The sequence below is a fragment of the Luteibacter sp. PvP120 genome, from assembly GCF_054055715.1.
Window position 1 is genome coordinate 40,053 of record NZ_JBSRXP010000001.1, and the last position, 21,174, is coordinate 61,226.

Consider the following 21,174-nt stretch of genomic DNA (forward strand, 5'->3'; position numbering starts at 1 on the left):
TCGAGTGTTATATTATAACAATACTCACCCGGAGACGAATCCATGAATATGTCGATGATGGTCTTTCCGTTCCTGCTCGCGCTGCTGCCCGCCGCCGCCAGCGCCGAGGAACGTCACCTGGGGCCCCATGTGCATGGCCAGGCCAGCGTCGGCGTGTCGATGGAAGCCGACGCGCTCGACGTGCAGTTGAGCCTGCCCGGCCATGACGCCGTCGGCTTCGAGCACCCGCCGGGCTCGGCGCAGGAGCACGCGGCGCTGGACAAGGCCCTTGCCACGCTGAAGGCGGGAACCTGGTTCGTGCCCGCCGCGGCGGCCAGCTGCACGCTCGTGTCCGCGACGGTGTCGCCGCACGGGTTCGGCGGCGCGACCGAGCCCGGCGGCCATGCCGATATCGACGCGGCATATCACTACACCTGCCACACCGCGGCGCGGCTGGATCACGTCGATGTCCGTCTGGCGGCGGCGTTCCCGGGGCTGCAGAAGATCGTGGTCGACACCATCGGTGGCTCGGGCAGCAACCAGCAGACCCTGCAGGGCACCGCCAGCCACGTGGACCTGCAGCCATGAGCGCGCCCTTCGCCGCCACGCGCGCGAACCGGTTGCCCGTCACCGTGTTGTCGGGTTTCCTCGGTGCGGGCAAGACCACGTTGTTGAACCACGTGCTGCATAACCGCGACGGACGACGGGTGGCGGTGATCGTCAACGACATGAGCGAGGTGAACATCGATGCGTCGCTGATCCGCGACGGCGGTGCCGATCTCAGTCGCACCGAGGAAAAACTGGTCGAGTTTTCCAACGGCTGCATCTGCTGCACGCTGCGCGACGACCTGATGCAGGAGGTGCGCCGGCTGGCCGACGAAGGACGCTTCGACTACCTGCTGATCGAATCCACGGGCATCGGCGAGCCCATGCCCGTGGCAGCCACCTTCCACGTGCGCGACGAGGACGGTTTCTCGCTGTCGGACCTGGCGAGGCTGGATACGATGGTCACGGTGGTCGACGGCCCCAGCTTCCTCGCCGATTTCTGTTCCACCGATTCCATCGCCTCGCGTGGCCAGTCCAACGGCGACGACGACGATCGCTCGCTGGTCACCCTGCTCACGGAGCAGGTGGAATTCGCCGACGTCATCGTGGTGAACAAGTGCGATCGGCTGGACAGCGTGGCACGGCGGCAGGTGCGGGCCGTGCTGCGTGCGCTCAACCGTGACGCGCGGATCGTGGAGGCGGCGTTCGGCGAGGTGGACCTCGCGCTGGTGCTGGATACCGGCCTGTTCGATTACGACAAGGCACAGACGGCGCCGGGCTGGGTCAAGGAGCTGATGGGCGCGCACACCCCCGAGACCGAGGCCTATGGCATCACCAGCTTCGTCTATCGCGCCACGCGGCCGTTCCATCCGGCACGTCTGCAACGGCTGTTCGACGAGGGCATCCGCGGCGTGCTGCGCGCCAAGGGCTATTTCTGGCTGGCCTCGCGCATGGACTGGGTAGGCAGCCTGGCCGTGGCCGGCGGCGCCACCGAGGTCGCCGCCGCCGGTCATTGGTGGGCCAGTCGTCATCGCGTGCGCGCCGGCCTTCGCGCGCCCTTCGGTGAAGGCGATCTCGGGGTGGCCCCGCCGGATGCCGACGAGCTGCCGGGCGACGACCAGCGCCGGGCGGTGCTGGCGCTGTGGGACGCCCGTTACGGCGACCGGCGGCAGGAACTGGTGATGATCGGTGTCGACCTGCCTGAGGCGGCGGTGCGCGAGGCACTGGATGCCTGCCTGCTCACCGACGAGGAAATGGCCCTGGGTACCGTCGCCTGGCGATCGTTGCCCGATCCGTTCCCGGGCTGGTCACTGTCGCGCGAAAATAATTCGTAAAAAACGCCCTTCGGAAAGACGACCGAAAGACGGCTCGGCGTTAATCGCGCTGCTGCAGTGCAGCGACCATCCCTGGAGCGGCGCGATGTATCCAACGAGCTATAAACGCAGGGGCATGCAACCGCCACCATCGGCCTGACCGCACGGCCATGCCACGGGTGGCCCGCTGTCGCGGGTGCCCTTCGTTTTCCATGACACGTATCGCGTCGCACGCCCGAGCCTCCGCATCGGGCGGTGCACGTCTGCGTGTGCGCTCGAGATCGCGCCATGACATCCCTTGCCCTTCGCCTTGCCCTCGTCCCGTTCGCCCTGGTCGCCCTCGCCGGCGCTCTCGCCGGTTGTTCGCACCCGCCGTCGGCTGCCGCGCCGGTGCCCGCTTTCACCGTGGAACACGGCGTGTTGAAGGTCGGGGCCGGATCGCCGTTGCGTCGGGCCCTCACCATCGCGCCGGTGCGGGTGGATGCCGCCGCCGCGCATGTCACCTGGCCGACCACGGTGGAAGCCGATCCGGTGCACACCGTTGCCATCGTCTCGCCCGGCACCGGCCGGATCGCACAGATCCGGGTGGGCCTGGGCGATCGTGTCGAAAAAGGCCAGGTGCTGCTCACGCTGGCGTCGGTCGACATCGCCGATGCCCGCGCGGACGAACGCAAGGCGGTCGACGCGCTGGCCCTGGCTCGTGAGGCCCTGGATCGTGCGCAGAAAGTCAGCGACGCCGGTGGCGCGTCCACCCGCGACCTGGAAGCCGCGCGCAGCGCCTCGGCCCAGGCGACTGCCGAGGAAGTCCGCGCACGGGCACGCCTGGCCGCCCTGGCCGGCGGGGCGGATGCCGTAGCGAAAGACGGCAGCGTCGCGGTCAGGGCGCCGCTGGCCGGCGTCGTCACCGCACTCGGCGTCGCGCCGGGTGCGCTGGTCGCCGATGCGACCACGGCGCTGCTGACGATCAGCGACACCGGCCATGCCTGGGTAACGGCCTACGTGCCCGAAGACCAGGCCGGCTGGGTCCATCGCGGCAGCACGGCGGCACTGACCTTCATCGGCCTGCCGGGCGTGGTGCTGCAGGGTCGCGTGGAGGCGATCGATCCGGCACTGGACGGCGACACGCGCCGGCTGAAGGCGCACTTCGTCGTGGCCGGACAGGAGGATCGCCTGCGTCCCAACATGTTCGGGCAGGCCACCTTCGACGCGCCCGATAGCCCCCACGTACTGGTGCCGCAAAGCGCACTGGTCATGGACAACGACCGGCTGAGCGTCTTCCTCGAACGCGCGCCCTGGTGTTTCGAACGACACACGGTGGAGGCCGGCCGCGAGGTGGGTGCCGACGTGGAGATCGTGCAGGGCCTGAAGGCCGGCGATGCCGTGGTCACGCGTGGCGGAGTGCTGCTGCAATGATCGCGCGCCTGATGACGTTCTGCTTCCATCGCCTGGGCGTGGTGGCCGCGGTGATGTTGCTCACGCTGGGCTACGGCTATTACGCCGCCACCCAGATCGCCATCGAGGCCTACCCGGAGCTGAGCGACGTGACCGCGCAGGTCACCACGCAGGCGCCCGGCCTGGCCGCCGAGGAGATCGAGCAGCAGATCACCACGCCGATCGAACGCGCGCTGGCCGGTGTGCCGGGCCTGGCCACGATGCGGTCGAGCAGCTCGTTCGGCCTGTCGCTGATCACGCTGACCTTCAAGGAAGGCAGCGAGGACTACTGGGTACGCTCGCGCATCCGCGAGAAGCTGGCCGACGTGTCGTTGCCGTCCGGCGTGTCCGCCGGGTTGGATGCCGTCTCCGGACCTGCCGGCGAGATCTACCGCTACACGCTGGAATCGCCGTCGAAGAACCTGATGCAGTTGTCCGAGCTGCAACGCTGGGTGGTGATCCCGGCCCTCAAGCAGGTACCCGGGGTGGCCGAGGTGGACAACTTCGGCGGCTTCACCAAGGAGTTCCAGCTCACCGTGGACCCGGCCGCCCTGCAACGACTGGGCGTCGGCATGAACGACGTCATCGCCGCGATGGCCGCCAACAATGCCAACGCGGGCGGCGGGCGTATCTCGCGCGGCGAGCAGTCCTACGTGGTGCGCGGCATCGGGCTGGTCCGGTCGCTGGACGACATGGGCGCCATCGTGGTCGCGCACAACCACGGCGTGCCCGTGATGCTGCGCGACGTCGGTCGGCTGTCGTACGGCCACCAGACCCGCGAGGGCATCCTCGGCAAGGACGGCAACCCCGATGCGGTCGAGGGCATCGTCGACATGCTGCTGCACGAGAACGCCTCGCGCGTGCTGCAGGGCATCCACGCGACGGTGTCGGCACTGAACCGGAAGCTGGCCGCGGAAGACGTGCGGATCGTGCCCTACATCGATCGCGACGACCTGGTCCAGGCCACCGTGCACAAGGTGCAGCACACGGTAGTGGAAGGCGTCGGCCTGGTCTGCCTGGTGCTCATCCTGTTTCTCGGCAGCCCGCGCAGCGCGCTGATCGCGGCCGTCACCATCCCGTTTTCCCTGGTGGTGGTGTTCATCCTGATGCACCTGACGAAAACGCCGGCGAACCTGTTCTCGCTCGGCGCGATCGATTTCGGCGTGATCGTCGACGGCGCCATCGTGGTCACCGAGACGATCCTGCGACGTCGCGAGGCGCATCCGACCACCACGCTGTCGCCGGAGGAAGTGCTCGAGGCGACGGCCAAGGTGGCCCGGCCGATCTTCTTCGCCACGCTCATCATCATCACCGCCTACCTGCCGCTGCTGGCGTTCGAGCACGCGGAAGGCAAGCTGTTCGCGCCGATGGCCTATACGGTGGGCTTCGCGCTGATCGGCGCGCTGCTGACCACGCTGGTGCTGATTCCCGGCCTGGCGTACCTCGCGTTTCGCAAGCCGCACAAGCTGTTCCACAACAAGCCGCTGGAGTGGCTGCAGAACCGTTATGCGGGTGCGCTCGGCCGGTTGCTGGTCAGGCCATGGATCGCGGCGGTGGCCGTGCTGGTCACCCTGGCGTGTGTCGCCGTCATGGGCAGCAACGTGGGGCGGGAATTCCTGCCGGATCTCGACGAGGGGGCCCTGTGGGTACAGGTGCAGCTGCCCTCCGGCCTGTCGCTGGAGAAGGCCAGCGCCATGGCCTCCGATTATCGGGCGGCCGTGCGTGCCTTCCCCGAAGTGTCGTACGTGGTCACGCAGCTGGGTCGCAACGACGACGGCACCGATCCGTGGACGCCCTCGCACATCGAATCCGGCGTGGGCCTGACCCCTTACGACACCTGGCCCGCCGGCGAGACCAAGGCCAGCTTCGTCGCCCGGCTGAACCGACGGCTGAGCGCCATGCCGGGTATCAGCGTCGGTATCAGCCAGCCCATCGTGGACGGCGAGAACGACAAGATCGGCGGGGCGCACAGCCCGCTGGTGCTGCGCATCTACGGTGACGACTTCAAGGAACTGCGACGGATCGGCAACGGTGTGGTCGATGTGCTCAAGGGCATCGACGGCACCGCGGACGCGTCCATCTTCCAGGAGTCGCCCGTGCCGCAGATCGCCATCGAGGTGGACCGCGAAGCGGCGGCGCGCTACGGCATCAACGTGGCGGACATCGATGCCCTCATCCAGACCGGCCTGGGCGGTGCGCCCGTGTCGCAGGTGTACGTGGACGACCGCGTCTACAACATGACCGCCAAGGTGCCGCGCGACGTGGCCGCCGACCGCGACCGGCTGGGCACGTTGACGCTGCGCAGCGCCGATGGCGTGCAGGTGCCGCTGTCGATGGTGACGCATATCCGCGAGCAATCCGGCGAAGCCACGGTGGCGCACGAGATGGGCCGGCGCAACCTCATCGTGCGCGTGGACAACGAAGGGCGGGCCCTGTCCGATTACCTCGCCGAGGCCAACCGGAAGATCCAGTCCGATGTGCATTTCGACCGCAGTCGTTACCGGCTGGAGTGGGGCGGCCAGTTCGAGAACCAGCAACGCGCGCAATCGCGCCTGGCGCTGGCGCTGTGCATGGTGGTGGCGGTGATGACGATCTTCCTGTTCGCCGAGTTCGGCAAGCTGCGCCAGGCCGCGCTGGTCCTCGGCGTGGTGCCGCTGGCCGCGTTGGGCGGCATGCTGGCCATCGTGCTGCGCGGGGAGACGCTGAACATCGCCACGGCGGTGGGCTTCATCGCGCTGTTCGGCGTGGCGGTACAGAACGGGGTCATCATGGTGTCCAACTTCAACCGGGTGCGCGAGAAAGGCGTGGGTATCGTCGATGCCGTGATGGCCGGCGCGACGCAACGTTTCCGACCCGTGCTGATGACCGCGACGGTCGCCACCGCCGGCATGCTGCCCGCCGCGCTGGCCACGGGCATCGGTACCGACGTGCAGCGTGGGCTGGCCACGGTGGTGGTGGGAGGGCTGGGCATCGCCACGCTGCTGACGCTGTTCGTGCTGCCTGCGCTGTATTGCCTGATCGAAGCGCGCGCGGAGCGCCGTGCCGCCCGCCGGAGGAACGACGCATGATGCCTTTGCATTCGTACGTACGCCGCATGGCGATCCTGGCCTGGCCGCTGTTGGCTGCGGGCTGCGCCGTCGGGCCCGACTTCCGGCACCCCGACCTGGCTCGGGACTACCCGTCGCCGGATGCCCCGGCCGCGCCGGTACGGGACCTGCGTGCCGACTGGTGGTCCGGTTTCGGCAACGCGCAGCTGGATGCGCGCGTGGCGCGCGCCCTGCGCAACAACCCCGACGTGCAGGCCGCGCAGGCGGCGTTGATGGCGGCGCGTGAAACGGCCGAGGCGCAGCGCGGCAGCTTCTTCCCTGCCGTGAGTGCCGAGGTGAACCCCACGCGGCAGAAGACCTCCGGCGCTCTTTCCAGCGTGCCTGCCGACGGCAGTTACGTGTACAGCCTGCACACCGCCAGCCTGACGATGGCCTATACGCCCGACCTTTTCGGCGGCAACCGCCGGAGCGTCGAGGCGCTGGTCTCGCAGGCCGATGCGCAGGAAGCCCAATGGCAGGCCACGCGGCTGACCCTGATTGCCAACGTGGCCGTCGGCTTCATCCAGGAGGCCGGGCTGGCCGCGCAGTTGCACGCGGTCGATGCCGCGGTGCAGACGCAGCAGCATTCCCTGGAGATCGTGCAGAAACGCCTCGCGCTGGGTGACGCATCGCGCGGCGACGTGCTGTTGCAGACCGCGGCCCTGGCCGCCGTGCAGGCGCAGCGTCCCGCGCTGGAGAAGCAGCTGGCCCAGCAGCGCGATCGCAATGCCGTTCTCGAGGGCCTTGGCGCGGCGGCTCCGGATGCCGATCCCGCCACGCTGGCATCGATCCGGATGCCCGCCGACCTGCCTGCGAGCGTGCCCTCGGCATGGCTGGAAGACCGGCCGGACATCCGCATGGCCGAAGCGCAGTGGCATGCCGCGCGGGCCCAGGTCGGCGTGGCGACGGCGATGCGGTTGCCGTCGCTGACGCTCACGGCCGGGGGCGGAAGCTCCGCGGCCAGCTTCGGCAGGCTGTTCGGGCCAGGCACGGCGTTCTGGAACCTCGCCGGTGACCTGGCCGCGCCGATCTTCGACGGCGGGGCACTGCGGCACAAACAGCGGGCCGCGGAAGCGACCGACCGTCAGGCCGCCGCGACGTATCGCAGCACGGTGATCAATGCCTTCGCCAACGTCGCCGATGCCCTGCATGCGCGCGAGGCCGACGAACGGGGATACCAGCTGGCGCTGACCGCACGTGACGCGGCGGCTCAGAGCTACCAGGTGGCGCAGGCGCAGTCCGCCGCCGGTGACATCAGCACGCTTACGCTACTTGCCGCAGAGCAGACACTGCGCAACGCCGAAGTCGCCCTCGCTAGCGCGCAAACGCAACGCCTTGAAGATGCCGTAGCCCTCCTGCAGGCCATCACCCCTGGGTAGGCGCACGATGTGCGCGATCCCCGTTCCCCCCGACGCCAATCCCCGCCGTCAACGACGATCCCTGCACAGCCTTTTCATGACACGCGTGAGACACCACCGGGTACCTCATCCCGCTGGAACCGCCATGACCCGTCTCGCCCCGCGTTACCTCGCCCTTGCCCTCGCCTTGGCCGTTGGCACCACCGGTATGGCTTTTGCACAGACCAATGAAGCCCAGGCCGACCGTGCGGCCCCTAATCCGGCGACGATGACCAACGCGCCGGACGCCAAGTTCGTCGAAGCCGCCAGCGCCGCGGGCCTTGCGGAAGTGTCGCTGGGCAAGCTGGGCGCGCAGCAGGGCCAGTCGCAGGACGTGAAGGCCTTCGGCCAGCAGATGGTGGACGATCACACCAAGGCCAACGATGAACTCAAGACCATCGCCGCCGGCAAGTCCATCCCCGTGTCCACGGCGCCGATGGCCCAGGACGCAAAGGCCGCGACCATGATCGCCAAGAAGCAAGGTGCGGCATTCGACGCGGCCTTCAAGAAAAAGATGGTGGCCGACCACGAAAAGGCGGTGATGCTGTTCACGAAGGAATCGAAAGGCGGCAAGGATCCCGACCTGAAGGCCTTCGCAACCAAGACCCTGCCCACGCTGCAGCATCACCTGGAGATGGCGAAACAGCTGCCCGCGGGCAAGTAAGCCGCGCTCCTGACCAGGTATTCACGCCCGACCCCGGGCCCGCTACGATAGATGCCGTAGCTTCGCCCGGGGTCTGCGCGTTTCACGGCATCCGATCGACATTTATCCATGCACGCTGCCTGGCAGGCCCGGCAGGTCAAAGTACGAGATCCGAATGAGCGACGAACCCCAGTGGCCTGCCGACACGGCAGGCAGCGGTAACCGCGTGGCGTTGGGTTACACGGGAATGGACCATCCCGAGCACGACATCTTTTTCGCCGCGGTGCAGACCACCCGCATGCCGATGATCGTGACCAATCCCAGCCTGCCGGACAATCCCATTGTCTTCGCCAACGAAGCCTTCATCCGCATGACCGGCTATTCGTCGGCCGAACTCATAGGCCAGAACTGCCGCTTCCTGCAGGGCAAGGACACGGACATGGACACCGTGGCCGAGATCCGCAAGGCGGTTGAGGAGCGGCGCGAGATCGCCACCGAGATCCTCAACTACCGCAAGGACGGCGCGACGTTCTGGAATGCGCTGTTCATTTCCCCTGTCTACGACCGCGCGGGCAAGCTGATCTATTTCTTCGCGTCACAGCTGGATATCAGCCGGCGGCGCGATGCGGAAGATGCCCTGCGCCAGGCGCAGAAAATGGAAGCGCTGGGACAGCTCACCGGCGGCATCGCCCACGACTTTAACAACCTGTTGCAGGTCATCACCGGTTACCTCGAAGGCATCGGCATGACCGCCGCGCGCCCGGAGCCCGATGTCGAGCGCATCCAGCGTCAGGTGGATTCGGCACAGAAGGCCGTGAAGCGTGCCGCCACGCTCACCCAGCAGTTGCTCTCGTTCGCCCGCAAGCAACGGCTGGACGGACGTACCGTGAACGCCAACGCGTTGATCGAGGGCATGCACGACATGATGTTGCGCGTGCTTGGCGAGGCCGCCGACATCCGGCTCCAGTTCGACGACGACCTGCACCTGTGCCGCATCGACCCCACACAGGGCGAGGTGGCGCTGCTCAATATCGTCATCAACGCGCGTGACGCCATGGCCGGCCGTACCGGGCAGGTCATCACCATCGGAACGCGGAACGTCAGCATCGGACCCTCGGACGAACGTTCCTTCAGAGACCTGCGCCCAGGCGGCTACGTCGAGATTTCCGTGACGGACACCGGCAACGGCATGCCGCCGGAGGTGATCCAGCGGGTCATGGAGCCCTTCTTCACCACCAAGGAAGAAGGCCGGGGCACCGGCCTGGGCCTGTCCATGGTGTACGGCTTCGCACGCCAGTCCGGCGGCGGGGTGCACATCTATTCGGAAGAAGGCGTGGGTACCACGGTGCGCCTGTTCTTCCCGGCGGCCAGCGCGGATATCCATCACCCGATCGAGAAACGCATCGACCCCACGGTGGAACGCCGTGGTCACGAACGCATCCTCGTCGTCGAGGACCGCGAGGACGTGGCCGAACTGGCGCGCGATATCCTCGAGGAGAACGGCTATGCCGTTCACGTGGCGGCGCACGCACAGGAGGCACTCGCCTACCTGGACGAGGGGCGAAAGTTCGACCTGTTGTTCACGGACCTCATCATGCCCGGCGGCATGAACGGCGTGATGCTGGCCCGGAAGGTGAGGGAGCGGTTGCCGCGCGTGCGCATCCTGCTGACGACGGGCTACGCCGATTCCTCGATCGAACGCCAGGACGCCGGCGGCAAGGAGTTCGACATCATCCACAAGCCGTACGGGCGCGCGGAACTGGCAAGGAAAATTCGTATCGTCCTGGAGGGGCACACGGGCGTCAGCTGACCGGTATGGACGGCTAAATGTTTCCTGAATCGGGCCCCTTGAACTTTTTTCGGAAGTTCATAAATTACGACCGCTGGCCGCTTCGGGGCCAGCCTCGCCACGGCCCATCCCGGGCGTGGCGCCGAGAACTCATTACCATGTTGCGAGGATATGGCTATGCGAACTCTTCTTAATGTGGCTCCGCTCCATCGTTCGAGCGTCGGCTTCGATCGCGTCTTCGACCTGCTGGAGGCGGCCACCGTGCGCGGCCAGTCGGCCGACAACTACCCGCCGTTCGATTCGGTGAAGCTCGCCGACGACCAGTACCGTATCACTATGGCCGTCGCCGGTTTTCGCGAGGACGAACTGGAGATTTCTACCCAGGCGAACTGGCTGCTGGTCAGCGGTGAACGCCAGGCCGAAACCGAGGGCGAATACCTGCACCGCGGCATCGCGACACGTCCGTTCCAGCGACGCTTCGAACTGGCGGAGCACGTGCATGTCACCGGCGCGACGCTCCGTGACGGGCTGCTCTCCATCGAGCTGAAGCGTGAAGTGCCCGAGGCGATGAAGCCGCGGCGTATCGACATCGCGTCGCAGCCGCATCCGAAGGAAAGCGTGCGACACCTGCTGGACCAGGCGGCATCGTGATGTGCGTTTCGTGACATGTGTATCGGGAGCCCTGCGTTTGCGGGGCTCTTTTTTTGCGGGGAAATCTTGGGATTTGGCGGGGGAGCGTACGTGGATCGCGTACTTGGATCGCGCACATCGTGCGCTCCTACACCTGTGTACATGGATCGCGCACATCGTGGGCTGCTACACCTGTGTACCTGGGTCGCCCACATCGTGGGCTCCTACACCTGTGTACTTGGGTCGCCCACATCGTGGGCTCCTACATACGTTCGGATGTAGGAGCCCACGATGTGGGCGATGCTTTGATCGGCGCACGTCACCCTGATCGCCGCCGTGCGCCGATCAGGGCGTGCCGTAGGGCAGGGTGTGCTCGGAAGACGTCACGGCGGTGCCGGGGAAGACGCCATAGGGAAGCATCGTACCCGCTGCGGAAGCGCGGACCGGTGCGGTGGCTGCGGTATCCGCCGAATACGCCGAAGACCTTTGCTCCGAAGCGACGAGGCGATGCCACTGCGGCGCGGTGGCCATGACGCCGAGGGCGAGCACGATCAATGCGAGCGGAAACGCGTGGGCAGCGGGGCGGGCGGAGACGGAGGTGTTCATGCAAGGTCCTGCGCCAGGGCGGGGCGCCCTGTTCTTCGGGTAAAAGCTTGCGCGCTTGCCCGCGTGCGATCCAATCGTTCGTTGCTATGGACGCGATAGGGGCCGCGAATGCGTCAGTCGCGCGCGATGGCGAAGTCGCGGGCCACCGGCGTATCCAGGGCACGGACGATCGATGCGACGATCCGGGCGAAGGCTTCCGGATCTTCCAGCACCATCAGGTGACCGACGCCGGGCATCACGTAGGTTTCCACTGCCATGGCGGCCAGCCGCGTGGGCACGCCGAGGGCGCTGGACGAGAGTTCGCCCTGGATCAGGTAGGTGGGCGTCTGCGCCATGACCCGCGATACCGCCGTGGCGTAACCGGGGTGCACGGTTTCCACCAGCAGCGCCCGGGCCATCGCGTGGACCGCGGTGGCGGACTGGTGGTTCAGCCATTCACGTACACGATCCACATGCACAGGATCGCCCCGCAGGTGTTCGGGAGCCAGGAAGACGCCAGGGTCGGCCTGTGCGCGGTCCAGCCATGCCTGGATCTGTGCGGGACCCATGGGGGCGAGGCGCGAGGACAGGAAAGCATCGCTGGGGGCGAGATTGCCTTCGGCACTGATCAGGCCGGTCACGCGGTCGGGCCAACGCTCCGCGAAACGGATGCACAGGGGTGCACCGCCCGAATGGCCGGCGAGCACCACCGGCTGCTCGCCGAAGGCCTGGCGGATCAAGCCGTCCAGGTGGGTCACCTGCTCGGCGACCGAGGGCGGGCGTTGTCCTGCATAGGCTCCGTAACCGATCAGGTCGGGACTGAGCACCCACGCCGGGTCCATGCCGGTGAGCAGTTGCGGGAACCTGAGATGGCCGATGAAGCCATGCACGTAGACGAGCGGTAGTGGCATCCGGACTTCCTCCAGGGAAGTTATCGGCCGGCGTCGTCGTCTGCTTGAGGGGCCGGCATCCCTTTAAGCGTTCCAACTCTCCCTCAGCCGCCCGGCGCGTTCCCGGATGGCCGCCAGCTGCGGTTCGCTCAGGCGGTCCAGGGAGCGCCACTGCAGCGCGGCACGTGGGTGGTGCCGGAATCGGTCCCGATGGCGGTCGAGGAAATCCCAGTAGAGCGTGGTGAAGGGGCAGGCCTCGTCGCCCGTGGCCTTGCCCGGCTGGTAGCGGCAGCCCTCACAGTAGTCGCTCATGCGCTCGATGTATCGCCCGGAGGCCGCGTAGGGCTTCGAGACCATGCGCCCGCCGTCGGCGAACTGGCTCATGCCAAGCGTGTTCGGCGCCTCCACCCACTCCACGGCATCCACGTAGATCGCCAGGTACCAGGCGTGGACCTGCGCCGGTTCGACCCCCAGCAGCAGGGCGAAGTTGCCGGTGACCATCAGCCGCTGGATGTGATGGGCGTAGCCCGTGCGCAGGGTCTGCGTAATCACCTCGCGCAAGCACCGCATATCGGTCTGGCCGGTCCAGTAGAACGCCGGTAGCGCCTGCCGCGCGCCGAGCGCATTGGAGGCGAGCAGCCGCTCGGGTGCCAGCCAGTACACCCCGCGCACGAATTCGCGCCAGCCGAGCACTTGTCGCACGAAGCCTTCAACGGAAGCCAGGTCGGCCTGGCCCTGGCGGTAGCGTGACAGGGCGGCCTCGATCACCTCCGCCGGCGATACCAGGCGCAGGTTGAGGCTGGTCGACAGGCGCGCGTGATAAAGCCACGGCTCACCCGTCCACATCGCATCCTGCCACGGCCCGAAGGCGGCCAGCCGATGGTCGAGGAAGTCGGTCAGCGCCTGCAGGGCATCGTCCCGGGTCACCGGCCAGTCGAAAGCGCCGGTTTCGCCGGGATGATCGGGAAACATCGCCTCCACATCGTCCACGGCGGATCGCGTGATGGCATCCGGTGCGAACGGCATCGGTGCCGGCAGCCAACCCGGCCCCTGCCGTCCGAAGCTCTTCCGGTTCTGCGTGTCGTAGTTCCACTGGCCGCCGAGTGGCTCGCCGTCGTCCAGCAGGATGTCGTGGCGCCGACGCATCCAGCGGTAGAAATGCTCCATCCGGAGCTGGGCCTTGCCCCTGGCCCAGCGGGAAAAGTCGTCTGCGGATACGAGGAAGTGCCGGTCGGGTCGCTCCACGTAGGGCAGGCCATGGGCATCGGCCAACGCGCGCAGGCCGGCGCGAAGCCGGTGCTCTCCGGGACGCACCGCCAGCAGGCGCTGTGGGCGCGCCGAGGCGATCGCCTGGGCAAGCAGGTCGAGCAACGCGTCGGGACCCGGCGCGTCGATCGCGGTGTAGTCGAGCGGATAGCCACGTTCGCGCACGCCGGCCGCGAAATGGCGCATGGCGGCCAGGAAAAGCACGGTGCGTGCCTTGTGCGACCACACATGCTCGGATTCACCCCGGCGCTCGGCCATCCAGACCCGGTCCTGGCCCGGGTCGAAATCGTCGAAGACCGCCGAATCCATGTTCAGCTGGTCACCGAAGACGATAACGAGGTGACGCATCCCTTGCCCCTGGTGCACCGAAAGGACGAGTCCAACAGCCCGCGCGTCAAGCGCAGGCGAATGTCGTACGGGAGCGCGATGCTCCCGTACGACCATGCGTCGATCAGGCCTTCGCGTCCTTCGGCTCCTGCTTGAGGACACCCAGGTCCGCACCGGTCACGGGATCGCGTGACGGGTCGGACGCGCCGCGCGTGGCGAACAAGCCCACTGCGGCCTCTTCCTCGCCCGTCAGCTGCACCGACGCGCTGCCGTCGCCACCATCGACCGGAATCGTGTCATCGGAGGGCACCATGACTTCCCACTGCTCGCCCCGGTTCCACGGTCCAGCCATCTCGCCTTCGCCCTGCGACGTATTGACGTACATATTGGTGAAGCGCGGGTCGCCCGGGAGCTTGCCCGGCGGGAAGCTCTTGTCCATCGCGTACAGCGCCTTCTCGAAAGACTTCTGGTGGGCGATCTCGCGCGTCATCAGGAAGGTCAGCGCATCTTTCACCCCGGTATCCGCGGTGACGTTGATGAGGCGCTCGTAGACGATCTTCGCGCGGGCTTCGGCCGCGATGTTCGAACGCAGGTCCGCCGTGGGCTCGCCGATGCTGTCCACGTAGGCACCACTGAACGGCACCCCGGCCGAATTGATCAGGGCCGGGCCGCCGCCGAACAACACCTGAGTGACGTGGCTGTCGTTGCCGGCACCCTGAAGCGATCGGAACAACACGGCCTCTTCGTCCACCGCTTCCGCGAGACGCCCCTTGGCGCCGCGATTGAGCATGGCGACCAGCGAACCGATCACCTCCAGATGGCTCAATTCTTCCGTGGCGATGTCCAGCAGCATGTCCTTGCGGCCTGCGTCTTCCTCGGCCAGTGCCTGGGTGAAGTAACGCATGGCGGCGGCGAGTTCGCCTTGCGGCCCGCCGAACTGTTCCAGAAGCAGGTTGGCGAGCGCCGGGTTTCCTTCGCTCACCCGGACGGTGTACTGGAGTCGCTTGTTGTGGCTGAACATGCTGGCGTTACTCTTGGCTGGCTGAGCGGCCAGAGTCGGCGCACGGGTGTCTAGGGCGCGGAGCAAGCGGGTGACGCAATCACGACGGGCGTGAAATAGAGCCGTCGGCGACGCTGGATCGGCTCATCCGGCCCCGGCCGGACATCGGCGGGCGGGTGAGTTGCGTCAGGCGCTGGCGGCGTCGGGGTCTTCCTCGAAGACGCGGTGATGGGTCGATCGCCGTCGCGGTGCCTCACCGAGCCAGCCCGCATCCGCCTGCGTATCGTCCAGCCACTCGCGCGGCAGCCCGAGGACGACCTCGATATGGCGCGCCACCAGGACGGGAATCTCGCCGCCCTGCGCCATGATCTCCAGTCGCTTCGCCGTCACGGGATTGCCGAGGTAGTCCACGCGGGCCTCCCACGTGACGATGTCGCCATCGGTCATCCACTGCAGGATGCGGGCGAGCTGGGCATGGCGGGCGATTTGGATGGGCATGAAAAGATATACGTAGACCGGGACTATACGGATGTAACGGCCGACTGGCGGAACCCTGCAGTCGGATTGCCGATATCGCGCCTTGTTCGCCTCATTCCATTTACGTTAAAGTTCGCGGTGAAACGATGAGCCAGCTGACGGCAAGCCCCAGTCGTCCCAACGATCGGGCGGCCCGATGGCTGTACCCGGTGTTTTCCTGCCTGGGGGTTTATCGTCATGTCTCATCGTCACGGAGGGTCGTTCCGTCGATCCTTGCTCAGCATCGCCCTGGCCGCGGCATCGTCCGCCGCACTGCACGCCCAGGACACGCCACCCGCCGCTACGGGTGCCACCACCCTGGATACCGTGAAGGTGAGGGGCCAGGCCGCATCGCCGTATACCGCCGGCCATAGCGCCTCCACCACTCGCCTCCCGCTCACCCTGCAGGACACGCCCCAGTCCATCAGCGTGATCACCGAGCAGCGGATCGCAGACCAGAACCTCACCAACCTGCGCGACGTGCTGGACAACACCACCGGCGTCTCTTCCACGGCGTACGACTCCGAGCGCGTCGTGTTCTGGTCGCGCGGCTTCCAGATCGAGAACATGTCGTACGACGGCGTGCCGGTGGCGTCCAGTCTCAACATCGGCTCCGCCGATGCCTCGCTGGATACGTCGATCTACGAACGGATCGAAGTGATCCGCGGCGCCACCGGGTTGCTCAGCGGCTCGGGCAGTCCGTCGGCCAACATCAATTTCGTGCGCAAGCATGCCGACAGCCGCACGGCGCAGGCCAACGTGACGCTCAGCTACGGCAAGTGGCACACCCAGCGGGAAACGCTGGATGCCTCGGCGCCGCTCAACGATAGTGGCAGCGTACGCGGGCGTTTCGTGGCGGCGCACGAGGAAGGCGACAGCTACCTCGACCGCTACCATCAGCAGAAGAACGTGGCCTATGGGGTCATCGATGCCGACCTGGGCGAGGACACGACGCTCAGCGTCGGCTACGACTGGCAGAAGACACGGCCCACAGGCGTGACCTGGGGCTCGTACCCCGTCTTCGACGATGCCGGCGGCTTCATCACCTGGCCGCGCAGCTTCTCGCCGGCAGCCGACTGGAGCCACTGGAACAACACCACGCAGACGGCGTTCGTCGACCTTACCCATGCCTTCGCCAACGGCTGGCAGCTGCATGCCATGGCCAGTCACCGGCAGACGGATGCCGACTCGGCGCTGTTCTACGTCTACGGCTGGCCCAACCGTGCCACGGGGGAGGGCATCACCCCGTATGCCTACAAGAGCTTCCAGCGCGGCAGCCAGAACAACCTGGATCTCTACCTGTCCGGCCCCTTCAGCGCGTTCGGCCGTGACCACGAATGGGTGGTCGGGCTGACCGGCTCGCAATACCGCACCGATTATTTCGATGACCCGCACGGCGACCTGCCCGACGTAGGCAACTACTTCGACTGGAACGGGCAGTATCCCTATCCGGACTTCGCGTCGAGCAGCGAGCGGGTCTCGATCGCCCGCACCCGGCAGAGCGGCGCCTATGCCGCGGCGCGCCTCTCGCTGGCCGACCCGCTGAAACTGGTGATCGGTGCCCGCTATGCCCGTTGGAAGAACGATACCGACGACAGCACCGCTGGTCTCTATCGCGAGCAGGCCAGCAAGACCATCCCGTATGCGGGGCTCATCTACGACCTGAGCCCCATCTATTCGGCGTTCGTCAGCTACACGCAGATCTTCGATCCGCAGAACAACCGGCGGCAGGACGGCAGTTATCTGGAGCCGGTTCTGGGCACCAGTCGCGAGGCCGGTATCAAGGGTCGGCATTTCGACGGCGCCCTGAACACCTCGCTGGTCGTCTTCGAAACGAAACAGGACCACGTGGCGGACGCGTTGCCGGGGGTCTACCTGGCCGACGGCCTGACCCAGGCGTACCGGTCGGTCGACGGCACCACCTCGCGGGGCTACGAGTTCGACGCCTCGGGTGCGCTCTCGGCGGACTGGAACGCTACCCTGGGCTGGTCGCACTTCAACGTGAAGTCGCCCGATGGCGGTGCGTTGCGTCCCTCACTGCCCCGCACGCTGGTCAGGCTGTTCAGCACCTACACGTTGCCCGACCCGTGGCATCGCGTCACCGTGGGCGGCGGCGTGAACTGGCAGGGGCCGTCGAAGGCCCAGGTGGATGGTCCGTCCGGTGCCCAGCGGCTGACGCAGTCGTCGGTGACGCTGGTGAGCGCCATGGCGCGCTATGCCTTCAACGAACGCAGCTCGCTGCAGTTCAACGCGGACAACCTGCTGAACCGTAAGTATTTCGTGCTGGACGACTTCAGTAACCTCTATTACGCACCCGGCGCCAGCTGGAATGTGGCCTTCACGTACCGGTTCTTCTGAAGTCACGCGCCTGCGCGCGTCACGGGGCGTTCGCAGGCCTTTCGCTTACTCTTGCCCCGCGCCGCCGCGGTCGATGACTTCAGGCGGTGCCCATCCTGCCGATACCGGTGGGACGATAAGGGAGCGCGGATGTCACGACAAAACAGCTGCAGTGCCTGCCGCGACGGCCACGGATTCGCGCAGGCGATCACGATGGCCTTCCAGCCGATCGTCGATGTGCGTGACAGGACCGTGTTCGCCTACGAAGCCCTGGTGCGCGGCGAGGACGGTTCCTCCGCGACGCAGGTGCTTGCGGCCGTGGACTCGGATAACCGATACGCCTTCGACCAGGCGTGCCGCATCCGGGCCCTCGAGTGTGCCGTGGACGTCGGGATCCCGGCCATGGTCTCGATCAACTTCCTGCCCAACGCCGTGTACAACCCCGAGCACTGCCTGCGGGCGACCCTCGCCGCCGCGCAGCGGGTCGGCTGGCCCGTGACGGACGTTATTTTCGAGGTGACCGAGCACGAGGCCATCACCGATCACCAGCACCTGCTGTCCATCCTTACCACCTACCGGCAGCGCGGATTCAAGACGGCTATCGACGATTTCGGTGCCGGCTACGCCGGGCTGAACCTGCTCGCCGACTTCCAGCCCGATCTGCTCAAGCTTGATATCGGCCTGATTCGCCACGTGGACACCGATCGCGTGCGGCAGCGGACCATCCATCACATGCTGCGACTGTGTGATGAAATCGGTGTGCAGGTCATCGCCGAAGGTGTCGAAAGGGCGGAGGAATCCGCTGCGCTGACCGATCTGGGTGTGCGTCTGCAGCAAGGTTTCCTGTTCGCGCGGCCCGAGGTCGGTCGGATTCCGCTCACGCATTTCCCGTCGTAAGACAGCGCGTTCACGAACGCTGCCCCGCAAGTTCACACGGTCATTTCCATAGTGTCGGTCTGTTCCCCCGAGGCCCACCCATGGCTGAACGTCACGATATCGTCGCTGCTTTTTCGGATCACCTGGCGGGTGCCAACTTTCCCTGCCTGGCGGCCAAAACGGCCCATGCGCGCGATCAGGTCACGCATGTCGAGGCCGGCGACATCCGCTGCGGCCGAAGCGATGCCGCCGTCGCCGAAGCCATCCAGGCCTTCGCCGCACGGCGCAAGCCCGAGCATGTGTTCCATAGCCTGGTCATCCATTTTCCGGACTCTCCCGCACAGGACGAGGTCGCGTTCGAGACGGCCCTGTTCGCGCGGCTGCAAGGCATCCATGAGGTGGACCGCCAGTCGTTCGTTTGGGATCCGACCGTGAGCGCCGATCCGGGCTCGGACCAGTTCAGCATGAGCGTGGGCGGACAGAGCTTCTACGTGATCGGCCTGCATCCCGGCGCCAGCCGCGCCGCACGGCGACTGGCGCACCCGGCCATGGTGTTCAACCTGCACGCGCAGTTTGAATACCTGCGCGAGCAGGGTCGTTACGACCGGTTGCGCGAGGCCATCATCGAGCGCGACGTGGCTCTCAATGGTTCCGCCAATCCGATGCTGGCCGTTCATGGGCACAGTTCGGAGGCCCTGCAATACAGCGGTCGCCACATCGAAGGGCCGTGGGAGTGTCCCTTCAAGCCGAAGGGAACGCGCCAATGACGGGGGCGGCGATCCATACGATTCCGCCACAGAGCGGCGTGGCCTTCACGTTGAAAGCCGGCCAGCGCCTGACGGTGATCGACCCGATGGGCCAGCAGGTTGCTGACCTGCTTGCATTCAGTGCCGACGACGTCGAGGAAGCCATCTCGTCAGGACGGACGCTGGACTATGCCAGCAAGATCTACCTGTCGACCGGGGATATCCTTTATTCCAATCGCAGCAGCGAAATGCTCGAGATCGTGGCGGACGAGGTCGGTCGGCACGATTTCCTGCTGGCGCCATGTTCCGCTGAGATGTTTCGCAAGCTTTATGGACACACGGAACCGCACAAGGGCTGCTTCGGCAACCTGCGCGATGCCTTGGCTCCCTACGGCGTCAAGGCAGACCGCATTCCCACCGCCTTCAACGTCTTCATGAACGTGCCGGTCAACGGGGAAACAGGCGCGCTGACGGTAGAGCCACCGCTGAGCAAGGCCGGCGACACCACGGTGTTCCTCGCACGCATGGACCTAGTCATCGGCCTGACCGCATGCTCTGCGGGCATGTCCAACAACTTCGCCTTCAAGCCCATCCACTACCGCATCGACGACTGAGTCCGACGCGGCAGGGAAGGGGTGCACTCAGGGTGTGAGCACGACCTTGCGGCAGTCCTCTTCCTTCTTGTCGAAGATCTCGTAGCCACGCGCCGCGTCCGCGAGCTTCATGCGGTGCGAGATGATGATGTCCGGCTCCAGCTTGCCAGCCTCGACGAATTCGAGCAGTTCGGGCAGGAATTTCTGCACGTGCGTCTGGCCCATGGCCAGGGTCAGACCCTTGTCGAAGGCATCGCCGATCAGGAAGGCATGGATGAAGCCGGCATACACACCCGGAATGCTGACCACGCCACCGCGTCGCGTGGCGCCGATGCACTGGCGCAGTACTTCGCCCGAACTGGTTTCCAGCTTCAGTGCACTGAGCACGGTTTCCGTGGTGCTGCCCTTGGCTTCGAAGCCCACGGCATCGATGGATGCATCGACCCCGCGGCCTGCGGTTTGTTCGAGGATGAATTCGGACGCATCCACTTCACTGAAGTCCACAGGGATCACGTCATATGCCGTCACGGCGAAATCCAGGCGATAGCGCTCGGAATCAACCATGTAGATACGTTCCGCGCCCAGCATCCTCGCGCACGCGGCGGCCATGAGGCCGACGGGGCCGGCACCGAAGATGGCCACGGTGGAGCCCCGCTCGATCTTCGCGTTGAGCACCGCCTGGTAACCGGTCGGCAGGATGTCGGAAAGAAACAGCACGCGCTCGTCGGACAGGCTGCCCGGCACCTTGAACGGCCCGACGTTGGCCTTGGGCACGCGCACGAACTCGGCCTGGCCGCCGGGCACGCCACCATAGAGGTGGGAATAGCCGAACAGGGCGGCCGGCGGCGTCATCTTCGCGCGTTTGCGCAGGCTGGCACCCTGGTCGGGATTGGTCGTCTCGCAGGCGGCGAACTGATCGTTGTCGCAGAAGAAGCATTTGCCGCAGGCGATCACGAAGGGGATGACCACGCGGTCGCCTTTCGCGACGTTGGTCACTCCAGGGCCAGCCTCTTCCACGATACCCATGAATTCGTGGCCGAAGATGTCGCCGTGCTGCGTTTCCGGAATCTTGCCGTGATAGAGGTGCAGGTCCGAGCCGCAAATGGCCGTGGCCGTGACGCGCAGCACGATGTCGTCGGCGTCGATGATCGACGGGTCGGGCATTGTCTCGACGCGAACGTCCTTGGAGCCGTGATAGGTGAGTGCTTTCATGAAGTCGTCCGC

At 66.5% G+C, this 21,174-nt stretch carries 18 protein-coding genes; 12 read left to right on the plus strand and 6 right to left on the minus strand.

Annotated elements, in window-relative coordinates:
• Positions 1 to 42 precede the first annotated feature (42 nt).
• The 8 genes from ACVKN3_RS00175 to ACVKN3_RS00210 all read left to right on the plus strand — a co-directional run bounded on the left by ACVKN3_RS00175 (position 43) and on the right by ACVKN3_RS00210 (position 10,835).
• Positions 43 to 567, plus strand: coding sequence for a ZrgA family zinc uptake protein (locus ACVKN3_RS00175; protein WP_354513326.1), 525 nt, complete (start codon positions 43 to 45; stop codon positions 565 to 567).
• Positions 564 to 1,859, plus strand: coding sequence for a GTP-binding protein (locus ACVKN3_RS00180; protein ID WP_354513324.1), 1,296 nt, complete (start codon positions 564 to 566; stop codon positions 1,857 to 1,859). Before ACVKN3_RS00175 ends, ACVKN3_RS00180 begins: the two co-directional genes overlap by 4 nt.
• Before the next feature lie 267 nt (positions 1,860 to 2,126).
• Entirely contained in the window at positions 2,127 to 3,251 is a 1,125-nt protein-coding gene (locus tag ACVKN3_RS00185) for an efflux RND transporter periplasmic adaptor subunit (protein WP_354513322.1), read from the plus strand.
• On the plus strand, positions 3,248 to 6,337 hold the full coding sequence (locus tag ACVKN3_RS00190; protein ID WP_354513320.1) for an efflux RND transporter permease subunit: 3,090 nt from the start codon (positions 3,248 to 3,250) through the stop codon (positions 6,335 to 6,337). Before ACVKN3_RS00185 ends, ACVKN3_RS00190 begins: the two co-directional genes overlap by 4 nt.
• A complete protein-coding gene (locus ACVKN3_RS00195; protein WP_354513318.1) occupies positions 6,334 to 7,734 on the plus strand; it encodes an efflux transporter outer membrane subunit in 1,401 nt (466 codons plus the stop codon). Before ACVKN3_RS00190 ends, ACVKN3_RS00195 begins: the two co-directional genes overlap by 4 nt.
• Positions 7,735 to 7,858: 124 nt before the next feature.
• The gene (locus ACVKN3_RS00200) at positions 7,859 to 8,416 is read left to right on the plus strand and encodes a DUF4142 domain-containing protein (RefSeq protein WP_354513316.1); all 558 of its coding nucleotides are present in this window, start codon (positions 7,859 to 7,861) and stop codon (positions 8,414 to 8,416) included.
• Between the two features lie 226 nt (positions 8,417 to 8,642).
• Entirely contained in the window at positions 8,643 to 10,205 is a 1,563-nt protein-coding gene (locus tag ACVKN3_RS00205; RefSeq protein ID WP_354513403.1) for a histidine kinase famiy protein, read from the plus strand.
• 156 nt (positions 10,206 to 10,361) lie between these two features.
• Positions 10,362 to 10,835, plus strand: a complete 474-nt coding sequence (locus ACVKN3_RS00210; RefSeq protein WP_285404636.1) for an Hsp20 family protein — start codon at positions 10,362 to 10,364, stop codon at positions 10,833 to 10,835.
• A 324-nt stretch (positions 10,836 to 11,159) separates the two neighbouring features.
• Here ACVKN3_RS00210 and ACVKN3_RS00215 read toward each other — a convergent pair whose 3' ends face one another.
• The 5 genes from ACVKN3_RS00215 to ACVKN3_RS00235 all read right to left on the minus strand — a co-directional run bounded on the left by ACVKN3_RS00215 (position 11,160) and on the right by ACVKN3_RS00235 (position 15,380).
• Positions 11,160 to 11,420 (minus strand): hypothetical protein, encoded by a 261-nt coding sequence (locus ACVKN3_RS00215; RefSeq protein ID WP_354513314.1) that lies wholly within the window; start codon positions 11,418 to 11,420, stop codon positions 11,160 to 11,162.
• A 113-nt stretch (positions 11,421 to 11,533) separates the two neighbouring features.
• Entirely contained in the window at positions 11,534 to 12,310 is a 777-nt protein-coding gene (locus tag ACVKN3_RS00220; protein WP_354513312.1) for an alpha/beta fold hydrolase, read from the minus strand.
• 63 nt (positions 12,311 to 12,373) lie between these two features.
• A complete protein-coding gene (locus ACVKN3_RS00225; protein WP_354513310.1) occupies positions 12,374 to 13,903 on the minus strand; it encodes a cryptochrome/photolyase family protein in 1,530 nt (509 codons plus the stop codon).
• 103 nt (positions 13,904 to 14,006) lie between these two features.
• Positions 14,007 to 14,903 carry a manganese catalase family protein gene (locus tag ACVKN3_RS00230; protein WP_354513308.1) on the minus strand — a complete coding sequence of 299 codons (897 nt, stop codon included), beginning with the start codon at positions 14,901 to 14,903 and terminating at the stop codon, positions 14,007 to 14,009.
• A gap of 165 nt (positions 14,904 to 15,068) precedes the next feature.
• Complete coding sequence (locus tag ACVKN3_RS00235) at positions 15,069 to 15,380, minus strand: hypothetical protein (protein ID WP_354513307.1); 312 nt, start codon at positions 15,378 to 15,380, stop codon at positions 15,069 to 15,071.
• A 216-nt stretch (positions 15,381 to 15,596) separates the two neighbouring features.
• Between ACVKN3_RS00235 and ACVKN3_RS00240 the strand changes: the two genes are divergently transcribed.
• From ACVKN3_RS00240 to ACVKN3_RS00255, 4 genes are all read left to right on the plus strand, one after another.
• Positions 15,597 to 17,756 (plus strand): TonB-dependent siderophore receptor, encoded by a 2,160-nt coding sequence (locus ACVKN3_RS00240; RefSeq protein WP_354513305.1) that lies wholly within the window; start codon positions 15,597 to 15,599, stop codon positions 17,754 to 17,756.
• A gap of 129 nt (positions 17,757 to 17,885) precedes the next feature.
• Positions 17,886 to 18,632, plus strand: coding sequence for an EAL domain-containing protein (locus ACVKN3_RS00245; RefSeq protein ID WP_354513303.1), 747 nt, complete (start codon positions 17,886 to 17,888; stop codon positions 18,630 to 18,632).
• An 80-nt stretch (positions 18,633 to 18,712) separates the two neighbouring features.
• Positions 18,713 to 19,378 carry a guanitoxin biosynthesis heme-dependent pre-guanitoxin N-hydroxylase GntA gene (gene gntA, locus ACVKN3_RS00250; RefSeq protein WP_285404643.1) on the plus strand — a complete coding sequence of 222 codons (666 nt, stop codon included), beginning with the start codon at positions 18,713 to 18,715 and terminating at the stop codon, positions 19,376 to 19,378.
• A complete protein-coding gene (locus ACVKN3_RS00255; protein ID WP_285404644.1) occupies positions 19,375 to 19,971 on the plus strand; it encodes an urea carboxylase-associated family protein in 597 nt (198 codons plus the stop codon). Before gntA ends, ACVKN3_RS00255 begins: the two co-directional genes overlap by 4 nt.
• Positions 19,972 to 19,998: 27 nt before the next feature.
• On the opposite strand, the gene ACVKN3_RS00260 is transcribed toward ACVKN3_RS00255, so the two are convergent.
• Positions 19,999 to 21,162: a zinc-dependent alcohol dehydrogenase gene (locus tag ACVKN3_RS00260; protein WP_354513301.1), complete on the minus strand. Its 1,164-nt coding sequence runs from the start codon at positions 21,160 to 21,162 to the stop codon at positions 19,999 to 20,001.
• Positions 21,163 to 21,174 lie beyond the last annotated feature (12 nt).